Origin of the sequence: Serratia sp. JSRIV001 (genome assembly GCF_019968745.1) — a bacterium.
Taxonomy (GTDB): Bacteria; Pseudomonadota; Gammaproteobacteria; order Enterobacterales; family Enterobacteriaceae; genus Chania; species Chania fonticola_B.
On the sequence record NZ_CP074147.1, the window covers coordinates 128485 to 144996 of the forward strand.

17 protein-coding genes are annotated in these 16512 nt (G+C 54.7%); 4 read left to right on the forward strand and 13 right to left on the reverse strand.

Annotated elements, in window-relative coordinates; genetic code table 11:
• Positions 1–24: 24 nt before the first annotated feature.
• On the reverse strand, positions 25–573 hold the full coding sequence (locus KGP17_RS00500; protein WP_094982572.1) for a fimbrial protein: 549 nt from the start codon (positions 571–573) through the stop codon (positions 25–27).
• A gap of 775 nt (positions 574–1348) precedes the next feature.
• Here KGP17_RS00500 and KGP17_RS00505 point away from each other — a divergent pair.
• Together KGP17_RS00505 and KGP17_RS00510 are read left to right on the forward strand one after the other, a co-directional pair.
• A complete protein-coding gene (locus KGP17_RS00505; protein WP_021181614.1) occupies positions 1349–1606 on the forward strand; it encodes a FaeA/PapI family transcriptional regulator in 258 nt (85 codons plus the stop codon).
• Between the two features lie 75 nt (positions 1607–1681).
• On the forward strand, positions 1682–2257 hold the full coding sequence (locus tag KGP17_RS00510; protein WP_223498696.1) for a LuxR C-terminal-related transcriptional regulator: 576 nt from the start codon (positions 1682–1684) through the stop codon (positions 2255–2257).
• 113 nt (positions 2258–2370) lie between these two features.
• On the opposite strand, the gene KGP17_RS00515 is transcribed toward KGP17_RS00510, so the two are convergent.
• From KGP17_RS00515 to KGP17_RS00570, 12 genes are all read right to left on the reverse strand, one after another.
• Positions 2371–3870, reverse strand: coding sequence for a helix-hairpin-helix domain-containing protein (locus KGP17_RS00515; RefSeq protein ID WP_179249427.1), 1500 nt, complete (start codon positions 3868–3870; stop codon positions 2371–2373).
• 30 nt (positions 3871–3900) lie between these two features.
• Positions 3901–5502 carry a PP2C family serine/threonine-protein phosphatase gene (locus KGP17_RS00520; RefSeq protein ID WP_223498697.1) on the reverse strand — a complete coding sequence of 534 codons (1602 nt, stop codon included), beginning with the start codon at positions 5500–5502 and terminating at the stop codon, positions 3901–3903.
• Positions 5502–6542 (reverse strand): TerY-C metal binding domain-containing protein, encoded by a 1041-nt coding sequence (locus KGP17_RS00525; RefSeq protein ID WP_071682766.1) that lies wholly within the window; start codon positions 6540–6542, stop codon positions 5502–5504. Before KGP17_RS00525 ends, KGP17_RS00520 begins: the two co-directional genes overlap by 1 nt.
• A gap of 95 nt (positions 6543–6637) precedes the next feature.
• Positions 6638–7276, reverse strand: coding sequence for a VWA domain-containing protein (locus KGP17_RS00530; RefSeq protein WP_021807360.1), 639 nt, complete (start codon positions 7274–7276; stop codon positions 6638–6640).
• A complete protein-coding gene (locus KGP17_RS00535) occupies positions 7273–7917 on the reverse strand; it encodes a TerD family protein (RefSeq protein WP_021181609.1) in 645 nt (214 codons plus the stop codon). The genes KGP17_RS00530 and KGP17_RS00535 overlap by 4 nt, the downstream gene beginning before the upstream one ends.
• A 20-nt stretch (positions 7918–7937) precedes the next feature.
• Entirely contained in the window at positions 7938–8576 is a 639-nt protein-coding gene (locus KGP17_RS00540; protein ID WP_021807361.1) for a VWA domain-containing protein, read from the reverse strand.
• A 398-nt stretch (positions 8577–8974) separates the two neighbouring features.
• The gene (locus KGP17_RS00545) at positions 8975–9448 is read right to left on the reverse strand and encodes an HTH domain-containing protein (RefSeq protein ID WP_059199163.1); all 474 of its coding nucleotides are present in this window, start codon (positions 9446–9448) and stop codon (positions 8975–8977) included.
• 2 nt (positions 9449–9450) lie between these two features.
• Positions 9451–10407: an HpcH/HpaI aldolase/citrate lyase family protein gene (locus tag KGP17_RS00550; protein ID WP_223498698.1), complete on the reverse strand. Its 957-nt coding sequence runs from the start codon at positions 10405–10407 to the stop codon at positions 9451–9453.
• Positions 10407–11486, reverse strand: coding sequence for a cysteine protease StiP family protein (locus KGP17_RS00555; RefSeq protein ID WP_094983304.1), 1080 nt, complete (start codon positions 11484–11486; stop codon positions 10407–10409). The genes KGP17_RS00550 and KGP17_RS00555 overlap by 1 nt, the downstream gene beginning before the upstream one ends.
• Position 11487: 1 nt before the next feature.
• Positions 11488–12261, reverse strand: a complete 774-nt coding sequence (locus tag KGP17_RS00560; protein WP_223498699.1) for a hypothetical protein — start codon at positions 12259–12261, stop codon at positions 11488–11490.
• Positions 12254–13384, reverse strand: coding sequence for a phosphoribosyltransferase domain-containing protein (locus KGP17_RS00565; protein ID WP_223498700.1), 1131 nt, complete (start codon positions 13382–13384; stop codon positions 12254–12256). Before KGP17_RS00565 ends, KGP17_RS00560 begins: the two co-directional genes overlap by 8 nt.
• A gap of 3 nt (positions 13385–13387) precedes the next feature.
• Positions 13388–14452: an ATP-grasp domain-containing protein gene (locus tag KGP17_RS00570; RefSeq protein ID WP_223498701.1), complete on the reverse strand. Its 1065-nt coding sequence runs from the start codon at positions 14450–14452 to the stop codon at positions 13388–13390.
• 322 nt (positions 14453–14774) lie between these two features.
• On the opposite strand from KGP17_RS00570, the gene KGP17_RS00575 reads away from it, so the two are divergent.
• Positions 14775–15362 (forward strand): TerD family protein, encoded by a 588-nt coding sequence (locus KGP17_RS00575; protein ID WP_024485074.1) that lies wholly within the window; start codon positions 14775–14777, stop codon positions 15360–15362.
• Positions 15362–16504 (forward strand): TerD family protein, encoded by a 1143-nt coding sequence (locus KGP17_RS00580; RefSeq protein ID WP_223498702.1) that lies wholly within the window; start codon positions 15362–15364, stop codon positions 16502–16504. The genes KGP17_RS00575 and KGP17_RS00580 overlap by 1 nt, the downstream gene beginning before the upstream one ends.
• Positions 16505–16512 lie beyond the last annotated feature (8 nt).

A 16512-nucleotide genomic window follows, 5' to 3' on the forward strand; every position in this document is an offset into this window, starting at 1 on the left:
GGGCCATCGGCCCGCTAGAACACATCAGTTGTAGGCAAAGCTGAACAGGATCGGCGCGCTAACCATACCGATATCTGGCGTGAGAGACGTAGAGGCTAAACCAGCCTGCAGGCTCAAGGATTTCGTGTTGAAATCGGCTGCTTCCGGAGTCTCACCTGCTTTGGCTACCAATAATTTCTGGCCGGCGCTAATGTAGGTGGTTGGTGAGGTCACTTCACTTAACATAACGCCGGTATTGGTGCCGGTGCTGTTAAAGATGTTCTGGTTGCCCCCTAGTGTCTGGCCGGTGACGATCAGGCTTGCTGTATCACCTGCTGCTGCCGGGGTTTCACAGTTGTTCAGACCCACGGTGAAGGTTTTTATACTGCTGGCAACCGGGGTGGCTACTGCGGTGAAGGCGGACTTGGAATAGTTACCCAGGTCCAGGCTAGGGTTGGAGAGAGAAACGTCACAGGTCGCCGCTACAACGTTGGCGGTAATGGTCATCTGGGCGTTAGATGCGGCCTGAGCCACGCCAGATCCTGCCAACAGAGCCGCAACCACCGGAGCCAGAGTAAAAATAGACTTACGCATAATGAATTCCTTATTTACGTATTAAAAAGGTGAATACAATCATTTCGTAGCTGATTATTAGCCACGAGCCATCATTTATCTGAACAGTCCGAACAGACAAAGTATCTTCAATAAAATCATCACTCCTGATGCCGTCAATTTTTTTAGACGTGAGTAAGGCATCCTGATGCTATTTTCATGCGTTTTTATGCCAAGGCTCTGTGCCTAATGGATTGAGAGCGGTTGGCTATCCATCAAACATGAAAGACTTGTTAAGTTTTAGTGTGCGGCTGTCTTCCCATCACTGGAGACACAGTTTGACTGAGCTGGAAATGGAGGGCTTTCCTGATCCAATGATTTCCTAAATCGAAAGCTAGATATTTCATTTTTTATTAAGATTAATCTCGCGATTTATTGTCTATGTTCTTAAGATTTTTCCTACCCATCGATTTAGGCCGGAATTATTACGGTCAACCTTATTTTTGAAAAGTGTTTTTTGATAGGAAAAGCAATTTCGCAATAAATGCCTTGGCAGATGGTTTTTATGGTCAAATTGCGAGTTATTATCGTATGTATCATTATGTTTACGATATGTTATATCGCAAATTTAATTTAGGCAGATTTAAAACTCGTTATTGTAACGTTTATAAATACTTTACTCCGATGTGGTATTAAATACGCTCAGAAAGCCAAGCAGACGGGACCTGCATGCCGTTTGCCGTTTTGATCGGTGGGCTTTGGCCTGTAGCGCGGGCTGACGCATCACTAAAGCTCGTAAGAGAAAAGGTTTAACCTCATGAAATATAAAAAACATAATGCAGCCTGCGACAAGGTTCTGACGGCGCTGCAGGTGTTGAGCCGTGTTGATTGCCCTCTGGGCACATTGCCCCCGCAAGATAAATGGCCCAAGACCCGGGATATTGCCGACTACTGTGATACCAACATTTATGTGTCCCGCTACTACCTGATGAAACTGGTGAAGAAAAAGAAGGCGCATGTCTCATCGGTACCAGACCAAAAGAGCCTACGCTGGTGTATTGCAACACCTACCTGAGGTGGGGATTTATCCCAATGATGTATCACCTAATCAACGGTGTCATTTAAAAAATCAGGCTGTTAAGGTGTCAATATGAACTCACGCATCGTTATTGCTCTGTGGGGCAAAAATTTCTATTTCTTACAAGGCATTCGCCACCTTTTTGAACGGTATTTTTATCTCCGGGGAGTATCTCCTCTATTTGTCCATGCAGATTGCAATGATATTATTCATCTGAAAGTTGCGGATCTGATTGTCAGGAGCAACGTCAGCTGGCGGGGAGATGGATATCAACGCTACCAAATCCTCATACGGAAAAAAAATATAGAAGGGGTCACCTATCAACAGGGAGAAATCGGCCTGAATGATAAACCCGAGGCGGTGATGCAACTGCTGGATAGGCTGTTCGACGTGCAACTCAATAATAATGCCACCTGCGTACCTGACTACGAAAAGATCACTCGGCGAGAGCGAGAGGTCTTGCAGGCGATAGCAGCAGGCTTATCGCCTACACAGATCGCCAGAAAGTTGCAGATCAGCACCAAGACCGTCAGCGCCCATAAGCAGGCATCCATGCGAAAATTGGGATTCCAGCGCAGTCACGATTTGTACCATTGGTTGTGGCAAGGCAGCCCGGATATATTGAGGAGCACGGTGGGAGAGGGATGATACTACCTAAGGGTGAAAAGCACTAATGGTTGTTTTTTGTGGGGCGCAGGTGTGGATCTTCCTTTCCTCCATAATCCAGTGCGAGGCGCGCCGCACCCCGCACTCACCAACGCTTAGTTCTCCACCAACTGCACCACCACCAACCTGCCGCCCTCCTCGGTAGAAAGCACGAACTGGACACCGTCGTTCAGCGCCAGCTTGTCACCGATCGCCACCGGGGTCTTATCCGGCAAGGAGAGCAGCCCACTGATGCCTTCATTCACCAGCCACCATTGATCGTTATGGAACACGAAATAGCCCACGCGTTTTTTCTGCGCGTCCGGCGTACGTTCGTTGGGGGCGATCAGGCGGTTAACGTGCCAGGCATAAATCGACTGGCCGCTCCACACCATCAGGCGATGATCGTCGGGCCGGAAGCTCCCGGCTTTACGCGAGGAGTAAAGGTTGAGGATCGGCAGTTTGCCCTTGAACGGCGTACCACAATATGGGCAAGCCGGGCGATTTTTACCGGAGAACACGTACCATTGCTGTTCGCAGGCCGTGTTTTGACACGGCTGGATCAGATCGACCGTTTTCACCAACGCCGTTTCCCACTCATCGGCAGTTGGTCGCCTTGCAGGTTCGTGCAGGCCCTCAATAAACGCCCTTTCAAACAGCGGCGTCAGGTAAGGGCCCATAATGGTGTAGGGCACTTTCTGCGGATCGGCCCAAGGCAGCGAAGAAGGGCTGACCTGGTTGAGTTTGACCGCATTGCTGTGGTCGGTCGGGTGCTCAATAAACAGCGCTCTCTCGCCCATCGCCAGGGATTCGTCGCGCATCTCATCGTCCATGTCATGGATCTTGCCGCCGCGCAGTGGGTGGCGGAAGAACAGATACATGTAGATCAGCACGGATAACGCATGCCTGTCGGTGGCGATGCTTGGCAGTATGCGCTGCGGATCTTCTTTCGGCAGATGGCTGGTTTTCACCACTTCCGGAGCAATAAAGTCCGGCGTACCGACCACGTCTGGGGGATATTTGCCTGGCACCACCAGCCCGTCGACGTCAATGATGCAGGCGTGGCCCTGCTCGGGGTCGATCAGCACGTTTTTATAGCTCAGATCGCTATGGCACAGGCCCGCGGCGTGCATACGCCGGACAGCTCTGGTCAGCAGCAGGCACACCTTCAGGTAATTCAGCGTGTTGCCGCGTTCGCGCGGATCCAGGAACTTGTTCTGGTTATTGGCGCTGGCGAACCATTTGCCTTCCTTCTCGCGGCCTTTAATCCCCAGGAAGTCATTATTCTTGGAACCGTACTTAAAGAAGAAGTGGCTCTGGTAGGTAGGCACCACGATGCCGATTTTGCCGTCGTGTTCCACTATGCTGGTGGGCCAACAAAACAGCCCTTGCCAGTAATCGCCACCGGCTTGCTCAAAGATGTTCTGCCGGTAGCGGCCAGTGATCATCTCGATGCGCTCTTTCGCCTGCTCGTTCTGCGGCTTTTTATAGAACGCCACTACGTATGACTTATCCGGCGAAAAGTAGACGTCCTTCATGGAGCCGGAGCCGATGATCTCATCGACATACTGGATGGTTTCGCCATCCCTGGTGGTACAGGTAACAATATTTGCCATTTTACTCACCCGCTATGTAGTCCAATCCATTCACCACGCCACGATCAGGGTCCGATCGTCGTGATTGCCCGGGGAGAAGAAGTTCAGCCATTCGGCCAGCCGCTCTGCGGGCTGCGAGGGATCGCTCAGGCAGGGCGTCAGCTCCGCGATCAGGTCATCCCACTTCTGGCTATTTTGCAGGCCATTATCCGTTTCAAACCGGGGATCGGAGACGCCGTCGGTCATCAGCACCAGATGAGAGACCTCGGTCCATTTACCGATGCTGATGCGTTTACTGAAGTTCGCATCGTTCACGGCGTCGGCATCCAGGAAGCGTGTTTGGCCCGCATACTCACCGCTGTCTGGCGTTCCCAGTATGCGCACTTTGCCCACCGGCCCGTAGGCCGCAATGGCACCGTCACCCAACCAGAATGAGGCGGCGAACAGCTCGGCCCCGGTACGGAAGGAAACGGTGACCAGCAGCGTGGTCGAATAGGATTTGGCGCTCTCTTCGGCCCGGATGGATTCATTGCTGATGTTGTTAACGGCCATGATCGCGGCCTGGCGGAACAGGCGATTAAACGCCTCCCAGACTATCCGCTGATCGTCGGTTCCCCAGTTTTCAACGCAGGCTTTGAGTTCCAGCCCTTTGTCGCTATTCAGCAGGGTAGTCAGGTAGTCGCCAACGGTTTGAGTTGCGATGCGCGAGCCCTCGCGCGAGTTTTTAGCGCTACCGGCTCCGTCGGCTACCAGCAGGATGTTCCAACCGGTATCGCTATTGCTGGCGATATAAAAGTCATCATCCCGGAAGGTGCCCGCATGCTCGTGTGAACGCCCTCTGCGGCTGGCCGCCACGATGTTCACCCCAGGCCCCTGGATCTGCTGATGGGCGACATGCGGTTTGAAATAGCGCGAATCGGCAGGCGGCTCGAGGATTTTCCACAGGCTGCGTGGGTCTGGGTTAACGATAAAGGGCACCTGGGTTGAGCATTGCGGCGCAGTAGGGCAAGACCAGGTGACCGTGATGTCAAAGTCGCCGCTTTCGGTAGCGGTTCCTGCCAGTGAAGAGGTCGCCGGATCAAAGGTGATACCGATATCTTTGGAGAACGCGACGGCCAGTACTTCGGCGGTCGTTCCATCATCAAGCACGATATCTATTTCAGAGTGGAAGGGGACGCCGGTACGGGCATTGGCTACGTTGATTTTTGCCTGCGGCTGAATGTTCTGCGGCGTGCTAATCGGGATAGCGGTGCCGGACGGTATCTGGCCTGGCTTCAGGTTTTCTTTGGCGGTTTCTTCAGGCAATGCGGCATCTCCTTGCACGTCCAGCGGATCAAACTGTGCTTTCTGCCAGTCGTCTGGTGTTGGCAGATCTGCGGTATCTGGCGAGGCAACAGGGTTGTCATCGTCCTTGGTGAGGACCACTTTTGGCTCGTCGGCCAAGGTATCGTCATTGGCAACCAACGGCGGAGCTTCTGTTGTCTCAAGCGTTGCGGGGGTCTTGGCCGTCACTTTCGTGATGAGGTTGGTCAGCAAGGTGCCGATCTCATCATCGGCTTGCAGGCTGGCAAGCTGGGCGTCATCCGTCGTTGCGCCCGTTTCAGCCAGGATCAGCATGAGTACGTTCTGGCGCAGTTTATCCACGTCTTGCATCAGCCTTTCCCTCGCGTCACGTCGAAATCGGAGTCGCCGCCGTTTTCCCTGAACGTCAGCCCCTTATCGCACCACGGGCAGATAACGTCATCGGGCCCGTTGACGCACAGCAGTTTGCCGCAGGTACACATCGCAAAGGCGCTGGCATTGCCGCAGTACGGGCAACCCGGCACGCCGTGCAGTTCGCTGGTATTGACCTGAATGGCAGATGCCGATTCATCGCTCCAGGCAAAATAATCCTCATCGATCGGGAAGCAGCCGTTGAGGTTAAAGCCGTTGATATTGAGCTTGAAATCCAGCGTGGAGAGGTTAATGGCCGGGCGTTCGTATTTCATCAGATAAGGGCGGCGTGACTTGCTGCAACGGCCCGTCAGGGTGACGCAGTTTTCGTCGTAGGCTCTGGCAATATCGTCTTTGGCCAGCCGCACAATGTGATCGGTGTGGGTGAGCAACGGAGGTGCATCCTCCCCCACGCTGCGGCTGTGGGCAGAGACAGACGCGGTGATCCACTTAATGAACTGGGCGAAATCCCCTTCCTGACTGTCGGTGAACAGCAAGACGTTATCGGTCAGTTGCCGCAGGATGTTCATATCCGCCGAAGGGCCAAGGCCGATGGCGATCAGGTTGACCTTATTGGCGTAGTTTTCTTTCCAGCGCCTGATTTCGGGGGCGGTATCATCCGTTGGGCGGCCATCGGTGAGTAAGTACACCACCGGTTTCCAGTCGCCTTTGCGTTCCTGGGTGGTTTTTCTGACCTGTTGATCCAACTGACGGGTCAGTTCCCGCAATGCCGCGCCCAAGTTGGTGCCTCCGCCGATCGGCAGGCGAGGGGGATAAAATGACACCACCTCTACCAGCGGTACGATGGTTTTTGCCACTCCGGCGAAGGCGATCACCGATATCCAGGCGGTTTCAAGCGCGTGGGGGTCTTTTTTCAGGTCGCTGACGATCCTTTGCAGGCCATCATTCATTTTCTTCAGGCTTTCCCCGATCATGGACTCTGAGCAGTCCAAGACCAGGAAGATGGGCAGTCTTCTCATGGTTAAAAACCTCGTCAGGCGGATGCTTCTTGCAATGCGTGTCATGGGGCAATGAAAAAACAGGCAAAGCTCCGGGTAGAGGCTTTGCCTGTTGGCTACAGAACCAGCTGTATTTCCGGTGGTGGTGGCGGGAGGTTATCCTGCCCGGCGTTAACACCCGCACTGGAACTGCCTGACGCGACGCTGGCCGACACCCATTTGAAGAAGCCGGAAAAGGCCGTTGAATCCAGAGTTTCGAGGGCCACAACCTGAGAGGTCAGTTGCTTGAGGTGTTCATGCTTGGCCTTCGGCCCGACCGCACAGGCGATAATGGAGCCGAAGGAACGTTTTTTGACTTCTTTGATCGCCTCGCCATAGGCATAGCTGTCTGACGGGGTGCCATCGGTCATCAGGAATACCAGTGGCCGCCAATCGCCTTTCTGATCGCCATCGGAGCGGTGGATATCCCGATCGACACATTTGATCAGGCACTCAAGCGCGGCCCCGGTGAAGGTGCCACCCGCGCTGGGGACGACAATGTCGGAGAACTGGAACTCTTCCAATGAGGTTAGCGGGATAAACTCACGGGCTTCGTTATCAAAGGTGATGATGGAGATATGCACGCTTTCCAGCGCATACGGGTCCTGGCGCAGCGCGCTCATCATTGACTGAATGCCCACGTTAACGGCATGGATAGATTCCCCGCGCATCGACCCGGAGGTATCAATCAGCAGGTAAACGGGTAATCTTCTCATTGCAGGTAGTTCTTCAAGTGGGACACGAAGGAGTCGGACTCGGAAGGTTCGCCAATGGCGTTCAGCTTCCAGCCGGTGCTTTCACGTACCAACTCGGCAAACAGCATGGAACGCTGGCCATCAAAGGCGGCCCCGCCCGAAAGATCGAAACGCGCCATTTCCACGTTTTTGGCATCCACCGCGCGGATAAAGGCGTTTTGCACCTTGCCGAAGTGCTGCTTCAGCTCCTGGCCGTTATAGATCTGCACGATGAAGACGATTTTTTCGTACTTGGGATCGAGGGAGTTCAACTGGGCGATAATCTGCTCGTCATCACCGTCACCCGCGCCGGTGCGGTTATCGCCGGTCAGCCAGATGTGGCCAGACTTATGGCGCTGGCTGTTGAAGAAAATGATGTCTCCGTTAACCAGCGAAGGCCGGCCGTTTTCCACATCGCCCAGGTCGGCGACTTTGCCTTGGGCATTACACAGGAAGGCGATAACGTCGAGATCATACTCCGGCTCTTTCTTGCCAAACAGACCACCCAGCAAACCTTTCTTCTCTTCATTGATATCCCAGCCGAGCCCAATGGTGACTGAGGAAAGGTCGTGTTCGTTTTTACGCAGGCTGACGCTTTGTCCTTTACGCAAACTGACTGACATAAAATCTCCTTGAAAATGTTTTATAGAACAACGTTAACTTCGGGTGGTGGTGGCGGTAAATCGTCCAGGCCAATAACTTCCTTTTTGCCTGACTCGACTTTCTGGCTGCCGACGGAGATGCTGGCCGACACCCATTTAAAGAAGGCTTTGATCGAGGTGGAGTCAGCCGTATCCAACTGGAGGACGATCTCGGTGATTTCCTGGAGTACTTTGGTTTCGGCGCTGTGGCCAGCGGCACAGGCAACGACCACGCCGGTTCTGGCGGCTTTAAAGTCGCTGACGCCTTTGCGCCAGTCATCCGTGGGTGAGCCATCGGTCATGATGAACACCAGCGGGCGCCAATCGCCTTTGGTCTCGGCGGTGGTTTTCTGCACTTCGTTGCTGATGCTGGTGGCAACCAGTGAGAGAGCCTCACCCAGCGCGGTGGTGCCGCTGGCCACCAGTTCTGGCAGCTTGAAGCTCAGCAGATCGGTAAGGGGAACAGCCTGGCGTGCGGAAGAATCGAAGGTGATCACGGAAACATAGGCGGTTTCAAGGGCGTAGGGATCTTGTCGCAGGGTGGAGAGCAGCGTTTGCACCCCATTTTTGACCGCTTCAATGGGTTCGCCCGTCATGGAGCCCGAAGTATCAAGTAACAGATAGACCGGAAGTCTTCTCATCGTATTCCCTTATTGAGTGCCGAGTTTACATAATAAGTGTTCTGGTCGTTATCTCAACAGAAATACCCATGTTTGCAGGAGTAGATTTGTTGATTTTGCGATCGCTTTATCCCCTCACCCCGACCCTCTCCCACAGGGAGAGGGAGCCAGCGCGGAGTCGTGGTCGGGGCGGGAGTTGATCTGTAACAGGGCTGATAGAGTGGATGTCGTTGAGTTGTAGCACTTTTCCACAGGGAGAGGGAGCTGTCCTGCGTTGTGGATTAGTCTGTGCTGTTTCTGGAAGTGGGGAGCCTCAGTGAACTCGATCGTCCCCTTGCCCAAGGTGCGTTACCGAGCTTTCAGATCTACTCGGTCGGTCCCCTCTCCCTGTGGGAGAGGGTTAGGGTGAGGGGAAGGTATTACGGTTTTTGCTTGCTGGCCTGAATGCTGCGCACCAGGTCGTCGATACAGCGCTCAACAATCATATCCACCGCTTCGCTGCGGGTCGTTTCCGTCACTCTGGATAAGCGATCGATTTTGCGTAGCACCGACATTTTTAATGACAGCGACACGGCTTTCTTCTTCTCTTTATCCAGATAGACACGGCTGATGACTTCACCGGTTTTCAGCTCAGAATTGGCCGCTAACGCATCCTGCATACGGCGAAAGTTCTTCTTGTCCAGATGCCCAGGTTGCGTCAACTGATAGGAATGGGTGGCCTTGCGGTATTTGATCTCCGCCTCGTAGGACTCTCTCAGTTCCTTAAGCACGCGTGTCAGGGTTGGCCCCGAGCAGTCTAACTCAGTGATGATCTTGTCAGCGGATACGGGTTTACCCGCACTGAGTAAAATGGCCAGCTTATAAATCCGTGCCTGTCGCGTATTGAGTTGCATGATTAATGACTGCCTGCGTTGATGCTAAACCGGTGGCTTTCCTGAGATGACTCGTTGGCAATTCCATATACCTGAGCACGCGCCAGAATTTCTGACGCCCAGCGGCGATGGGTTGCCGGTTCGCACATGGTTCCCTGCGATTTAAACACCGCCTGTGAGGAGTTGAGGATCCGCAGCGCATCGGTATGATCGTTGGCCTGCACCATCAGCGCCTTTTCGATCTTGCCGATCTGATTCGGGTGGATCGCCGTCTTGCCGACCAGGCCATGGGCGATATCGAGCGCCAATTCTCGATCCATAATCTGATGATCGTCAATATGCTCACAAACCGGTGCCGTCAGGGCGAAATCACGTGGGGAAAATACGGCAACCAGCATTTTTATCACATAGCCCATCGGGCCGTCGTACAGCGTCAGGTTCCGCGGCCTTCTGAGCGCCACCACGTTCATCAGATCGTTGCCACCGATACGCAGGGCGATGATGCGCCGATAGCACGGGTGGTGATGCAGGGTGTTGGCTAACTCACGCATTTGCACTACATCAAACACTTCTTCTGTCTCGAGCGTGGGCATCATGCACAGGTGCGAGTCCTGCATCATGTTCCACCAGTAAGGCAGCGAAGCCAGCGTGAATTTGGGCAGTACCAAGCCGTCCACCGCGCTGAAATCCATGCTCGCCAGCAGCTGTTTACCCATTTCTTTATGACGTGGCCGCACGAACAGCAGTGGCCAGTGGTCATTGCCCTCCGCTGCCTTGGCTTGGGCCAACGTCTGGGTGAGTTCGCGCAGGTTGTCCAGCGCCTGGGGAAGATCTTCGTCGCTGACCGCGTCTTCCAGGCAGACGATCAGAGAGCGTAAACCGGCGATCTTGTTATTGAGGATCGTCTCGGCGATATCCGTTCTGGTGGCGGGCATATAGAGTGAAGCACCCAGCCGCCAAGGGGAAAGACGTTGGTTCATTAGAGCACCTTCTTGATAATGGTCACCGCACGGTACTGCCCGATCTCATCACCGACTTCGGTAATGGTCAGCCCCTTTTCGCGTGCCAGATAGACCAGCAGCGCGACGTCGGGATCGTCTACCGCACGGACCAAGACGTGATCCGGTACTCTGCGTAGCACAGCGCGCGTAGCCTCTGCGATCCCTGGTTTAATTCGGTTAATGCTGGCAACCTGATATTTTTCGGCGAGGTGGTTAACCACCCTCTCACTTTGTTGTTTCAGGTAAGCCTTTCTCTCTGCATTCTGTGTGCAGGGCTCAAGCGCCGCTGTGTCTAGCGTCGCGCGATACTGCGCCACGGTATCTACCAGCAGACGGCTGCATTCAAACTGGGCGAGATGATCGCACTGTACGCAGCCGTGCAGGCCTTCGTTTGACCAGATGGAGCGTGAAATCATGCCGGAAACCGGCGCACCCATAATGCCAAACGGGATCAGCCAATCGTCGTCGCTGGCGGCCAGCCACGAACACCCACACGGGTCGGCAAGCACCACCAGGCGGGGCTGGGCAGGATAGCCAGGCCGGTTGTTGAGGGAGCGGATCAGTTCGCCGGTAATGGCTCCTTTGCCCGTCCAGCCATCGACAAAGACTATCCCTTCGGTGCCGTGACGCGCTTCAATCCAGTCGAGCGCGACCGAGTCAATGCCCCGGTCACGAATGATGCTGATGCCGTAGTGATACGACTCTTTACCCATGGCCCGCAGCGTTTGCTGGAGCATCACCCCTAGAGGAACCCCGGCACGCACCAGGCTGGCCAGAACTATCGGCGTATCGCCGAACCGCTCAATCAGCGCAAGGGCCAGCATCGAGACTTCTTTTGCCAGGCGTCCTGCACCCTGATCGAGTGCGCGGGCAAACAGGTCGAGGTGTGAAGGGGTCGGCTCCGGTTCCTGGCTCAACATCTCCGAGTAGTGACGGGCACCGGACTGGATCAGCTGTTCTTTCTGATCGACCGGCGTCATTTCCATTTCTACCGGTTGCAGCAGAAAGTGAACGTCCTCGGGCAGGTATGAGCCGGAAAAGGGCACAAAATCAGACATATTACTGCTCTCCGAAAATATGGCGGGAGATCGCTTCGGCAAACTGGCTCTGGCGCGGCAGGCCAAACCAGGTGCAAAGCTTCATAAAACGATGATCGCTGAGGCTGTCGCCCAACCCGATAACCGGGAACACGCCGCGTTCAAGGCGCAGTTTTTCCAGCAAGAAGGTGACGGCCAGCCCTTTCTCTACCACGGTCGGCAACCAGGCAACGTTGTTGCTGTTACGGTGGACGTAATAGCCTTCGGTGGGGAACAACTGCTCAATCTCATCGGCGATGGCGTAAAGCTCGTCCAGGCGGGTGCTGTCGCGGTGCTTCATCACCAGATAGACCGGCGTGTCGCCGTATTCATAGTTGATACGCGCCCAGCCATTGATGTTGCGTTCGGCCATCAGCTCGGTGATCTTGCGCTGCATCGCCAGCAGGTCAGCGGCATAAGGTTGCAGTTTTTCCAGCATCAGCGCCTGCCATGCCGGGTCTGCCTGCCCCTGTGGGGTGAGGATCACTGCACCGTGTGTGGTAACCGCCCATGACTTGAACGGGATACTCACCCGGGCAATCTCTTCCGTTCCACGTGCGGTGACCGGGATCAGCTCCGCATGTTCCAGCATCCAGTCCACCAGCATTGACTGCTCTTCGGTCATAAAGCTGCGGGGTTCCAGGCTACGATCCAAGGCGCCGGTGCGATACGGGGCCAGGTCGAGCTCATCGACCATCTTGCGGCGCGTCTGGAACAGGGTGTCGTCCAGATCGGAGAAAATGACCGGCTTATTCATAGCTTACGACCTCAACGGTTGGGGCGACCTGTTTTAACGCCTCAATTAACGCGGGATCAACGCTTGCCACAGGAGTTTCGATGCACAACAGGATCCGGTCAAACTGCTGGTGGGCCACGTTGTAGACAAAGTTGGGGATGCCGAGCCCATAGTTATCGCCAAAGGCGATGGCGGACTGGATGGCGAACCCGGTGGCAATCGGCGAACGGGTGGTGGAGCTGAATTTAACCTCGGCCCCTTGTTTTTCCAGGCGTTCAGCCAGCAGGAAGGGCTCCCAGACAAACTCGCTGCTGCCCAGCACCAGCAATTTCTCCCCTGGATGCGTCTGAATATCGCGCCCCAGATCCGCACTTGGCGATGAGATGCCCAAGCGGCCCCAGCTTTGTTTACCGGTGATCGGCACGCTGCCGGTGGCGGTAACGTTGACTGCGGGCATCACCGGCACCGGAGCATCGGGATTTTTTTCCCAGTGCCAGTCACCCTGAACCAGTGACACATACTGGATCGGGATTGGGCTGCGTTGGGCGAGCGCATCGCCGCTCCAGTCGGTCAGCGTGACGGTGATGGCGCGGGCAATGTTGTGTAACCCGGCATCCTGCTGTAAAGCCTGGAGCAGGTTGATGAAGGTGTTGCCAGTGGTGGCCTCATCGTCGATCAGCACCACGGTTTTGGCTTCCAGCACGCGGCGGCGCAGTTCGGCATCCTGTGGCAGATAAAGCTGGTGGTCCGTGGCGTGGCTGTGATTTTCTTTGAATTCGCACAGCAGCTCACCCCCCTCTACCGGATGGCGGGTGGAGGTGAGGTATACCGGATCGCTAACGCTGCCCCGGACTTCGTCAAACACACCTGCACCGAATCCGACGGCGGTTTCCGCCATGCCGATAAACAGCACCGGGCCTTGATCGCAGGCCGGGAACAACGCGGCCAATTGCTGATAGACGGCGCGCATGACGCTCGGCTTCACCGGAATATGGCGGCCCAACACTTTGCTGACGAACAGAAACGCGCGTTTCGGGTTGCGCCTTTCGGCTACGTCAAACAGCTCATCCAGCGCGATCGTGCCGCCCGTTGGGGTTACTTTCAGCGTGCCGCAGGACAGCGTGCGGGAATAGGTATTTAGCATGGGTTAGTCCTTCACCAGCAGGTTGTCGAGCTCGGGGTGATATCTGACGACATCGGTAATAGAACGGACGATCGCTGGGGAGAATGCAGATTTAGCCTCATCAATCACTTGCTGCTGGCTCATTACGCCAAGCTTATACAGGGCGAACAGGCCCGACAGATTGACGCCGCTAAAACGGGTATAGCCGATACCACCAGACGGGCGCAGGTTGATTTCCAGCAGTACCGGGCGCCCGCTGGTGTCGTTGCGGGTTTGCACGTTGACCAGGCCATCGGCCTGCATCGCGTTAGCACAGGCTTTAGCCAGTTCAAACGCCTCGCCGTGGTTTTCCAGATATTGCAGCGCCCCTTCTTTTCTACGTGCGACGGCAGCCAGCACGGTGCCCCGATCAACCAACATGTCGACGGAGTATTCAGGGCCAGGCAGGTAAGGCATCAGCACCAATGGCTCAAACTCGCCAGCGTCTGCCAGCGCGCTGAGGTAGCGCTGTGGGTTCACTTTGCGGTTTTCCGGATGGGTAAAGGCGGCCATCGGGCCTACGCTTTCATCAAAACGCCAAAATCCCATGCCATAAATACCCTTCACCGGTTTGACGCACAGCTGCGCGCCAGAGAAAGGGGAACGGCTAATCAGATCGCGCAGCTCGGCCACTGACTCAATGCGCAGAGAGGGGACGACCGGCAAGCCATGCCGCTCCATGGCCTGGGCAAATGCCACTTTGTCATCGGCCAGCTCAAACATCGCCTGGCTGGTGGCACCGGTGGTCAGTGTGACTCCGGCAGCCTCGATCTGTTGGCGATGAGCTTCGAACCACTGCGTGTTACGGCCCGTGTGGATGGCATTGATGCCGCACTGTTCCACCGTAGACAGAATGAAGGGTAGCCGCTGTTCGTCTTCTTTCGGTTCGAACAAGGCGACGTCTGCCTGGGAGAGGATCTCGTTACGTTCATTACGGTGTGAGGCAACCACCGTCACGGCAGTTTGCTTGGCTTTCACCAATGAAACGATGCCCTGAATAATATCCCGCTGGGAAGATAAACCTTCCATAAGCCACATTTTGAGTGTCATTTTTGTTTTTTTCCGTTCAAGGCTTGATGGTTAAAAGGATCGCTGTGGGGTGAGGCCACCCAATGGCGATGTCAATCATAACATGATGTCAGTCTGGAAGTGAAAATATACGTGAAAAAGTCACATAAAATGAATGTTATAGCCAAGTTTTTACCAAGCGTGAAAAAAATAAATCCATTTAAAACATCGAATTAACTAAAATAAAGCCGTTGGGCATCAAAAATGGGTTGTGCAAGAACAACATCATGATATGATTTTTTACTCATGGAATTTGGTGTAAAAAAATCACTGTTTTCAATACCAACTTGAAGGAACTTAAACCATGGTGTCATTAACCAAGAACCAGACCGTTTCGCTCAGCAAGCAGTCATCTGCCATCAACCAGCTGCACTTCGGCCTGGGGTGGGATCCGATCAAGAAGAAAGGCGGCCTGTTGAGCAAGATGTTCGGCGGCGGCAGTGATGCCATCGATCTCGATGCTGGCTGCGTATTGCTGGATAAAGATGGCAATACCCTCGACACAATCTGGTTCCGCCAGCTTAAGTCTCGCTGCGGCGCTGTGGTGCACAGCGGCGACAACCTGACCGGTGAAGGTGATGGCGATGACGAAGTCATCCTGGTCGAGCTGGCAAAACTGCCTGCTCAGGTGGAATACCTGGCCTTTACCGTCAACAGCTTCCGTGGGCAGTCGTTCAACGATGTGGAAAACGCGTTTTGCCGCGTGGTCGATCAGGCCAAAAAGGAACTGGCGCGTTATGAGCTGAAAGAGCAGGGCGCTCATACCGGTATCGTGATTGCTTCACTTCGTCGTAACAATGGCCAATGGGATTTTACCGCGCATGGCAAAGCCTGCAGTGGCAGAACCATTGATGACATGCATGCAGACATCGTTGCTACCGTGGTGCGCTAATGAATATGACTCCGGGGGCCAATGCCCCAGTTCCATCTAAATTACTGAAGGTGCGCGTGCTTTCCGGCGCACCGGTTGATGCCTCCGCTTTCCGCCTGTATGCCGATGGCAAAGTGAAGGGCGACGCGGACATGATCTTTTATGGTCAGCCCAAGAGCGATGACGCCACGGTGTCTTTGACCAATGAAGGTCATAACTCCAACTTCGCGGTAGACGTCAGCCGCTTGCACCCAGACGTGCAGAAAGTCGCCTTTACAGTGACTTGTGAAGGGGCTCAGACCGTCGCGGGCCTGCAACGTTTGCTGATCCAGATTGAAGCGGATAACGAAGTGCTGCTGGTGGGTACCGTTGAGCTGAATGGCCGCCAGGAAGCCGCATTGATCCTGGGTGAGCTTTACCGTCGCAACAGCGAATGGAAGTTCCGCTTTATCGCTCAGGGCTTCAACGGCGGGCTGAAACCGCTGGCTGAACATTTTGGTGTGGATGTGGCGGATGCCCCGGCAGCGGCTCCTGCGCCAACGCCGGAGCCAGCCAAAATCAGCCTGAGCAAAGTATCGTTAACCAAAGAAAAACCGGCTATCAGCCTGACTAAGCGGGATAACTTTGGGGAAATCCGTATCAACCTGAACTGGCATCGCGGCAGCGGCCCGACGGGTTTACGGGCGATGTTCAGTTCGAACAAAGGCGTCGATCTCGATCTCGGGGCGTTTGTTGAAATGGCCAACGGGGAAAAAACGGTGATCCAGGCGCTCGGTAAGCGTTTTGGTGACTACAACCGCGAGCCGTTTGTCCAACTGCAAGGCGATGACCGCACCGGTGATATCTCGGACGGCGAATGGCTGCACATCAACGGGCGCGAATGGAAACATATCCGCGAAGTGCTGGTTTATGCCTTCATCTACGAAGGGGTCGCGAGCTGGGATAAAACGGACGGCGTGGTGACATTGCATGTGCCAGATCAGCCACCGATTGAAACCCGCATGTCGGAAGGCCAGAACAACCGCAACATGTGCGCCATTGCGCGCCTGGTTAACGAGAACGGTAGCATCAAGGTTGAGCGTGTTAACCGCTTCTTTAACGGTCACAGTGACATGGATCAGGCTTTCGGCTGGGGTTTCAGCTGGAGAGCAGGGTCAAAGTAATCAATTTC

What these genes read in the sequence shown, in the direction of transcription:
- KGP17_RS00540 (WP_021807361.1), bottom strand. Translation starts at nt 8,576, where the DNA reads ATGAGAAGACTTCCGGTCTATCTGTTACTTGATACTTCGGGCTCCATG.
- KGP17_RS00515 (WP_179249427.1), bottom strand. Translation starts at nt 3,870, where the DNA reads ATGGCAAATATTGTTACCTGTACCACCAGGGATGGCGAAACCATCCAG.
- KGP17_RS00505 (WP_021181614.1), top strand. Translation starts at nt 1,349, where the DNA reads ATGAAATATAAAAAACATAATGCAGCCTGCGACAAGGTTCTGACGGCG.
- KGP17_RS00525 (WP_071682766.1), bottom strand. Translation starts at nt 6,542, where the DNA reads ATGAGAAGACTGCCCATCTTCCTGGTCTTGGACTGCTCAGAGTCCATG.
- KGP17_RS00550 (WP_223498698.1), bottom strand. Translation starts at nt 10,407, where the DNA reads ATGAACCAACGTCTTTCCCCTTGGCGGCTGGGTGCTTCACTCTATATG.
- KGP17_RS00570 (WP_223498701.1), bottom strand. Translation starts at nt 14,452, where the DNA reads ATGACACTCAAAATGTGGCTTATGGAAGGTTTATCTTCCCAGCGGGAT.
- KGP17_RS00535 (WP_021181609.1), bottom strand. Translation starts at nt 7,917, where the DNA reads ATGTCAGTCAGTTTGCGTAAAGGACAAAGCGTCAGCCTGCGTAAAAAC.
- KGP17_RS00575 (WP_024485074.1), top strand. Translation starts at nt 14,775, where the DNA reads ATGGTGTCATTAACCAAGAACCAGACCGTTTCGCTCAGCAAGCAGTCA.
- KGP17_RS00530 (WP_021807360.1), bottom strand. Translation starts at nt 7,276, where the DNA reads ATGAGAAGATTACCCGTTTACCTGCTGATTGATACCTCCGGGTCGATG.
- KGP17_RS00500 (WP_094982572.1), bottom strand. Translation starts at nt 573, where the DNA reads ATGCGTAAGTCTATTTTTACTCTGGCTCCGGTGGTTGCGGCTCTGTTG.
- KGP17_RS00545 (WP_059199163.1), bottom strand. Translation starts at nt 9,448, where the DNA reads ATGCAACTCAATACGCGACAGGCACGGATTTATAAGCTGGCCATTTTA.
- KGP17_RS00555 (WP_094983304.1), bottom strand. Translation starts at nt 11,486, where the DNA reads ATGTCTGATTTTGTGCCCTTTTCCGGCTCATACCTGCCCGAGGACGTT.
- KGP17_RS00580 (WP_223498702.1), top strand. Translation starts at nt 15,362, where the DNA reads ATGAATATGACTCCGGGGGCCAATGCCCCAGTTCCATCTAAATTACTG.
- KGP17_RS00560 (WP_223498699.1), bottom strand. Translation starts at nt 12,261, where the DNA reads ATGAATAAGCCGGTCATTTTCTCCGATCTGGACGACACCCTGTTCCAG.
- KGP17_RS00565 (WP_223498700.1), bottom strand. Translation starts at nt 13,384, where the DNA reads ATGCTAAATACCTATTCCCGCACGCTGTCCTGCGGCACGCTGAAAGTA.
- KGP17_RS00510 (WP_223498696.1), top strand. Translation starts at nt 1,682, where the DNA reads ATGAACTCACGCATCGTTATTGCTCTGTGGGGCAAAAATTTCTATTTC.
- KGP17_RS00520 (WP_223498697.1), bottom strand. Translation starts at nt 5,502, where the DNA reads ATGCAAGACGTGGATAAACTGCGCCAGAACGTACTCATGCTGATCCTG.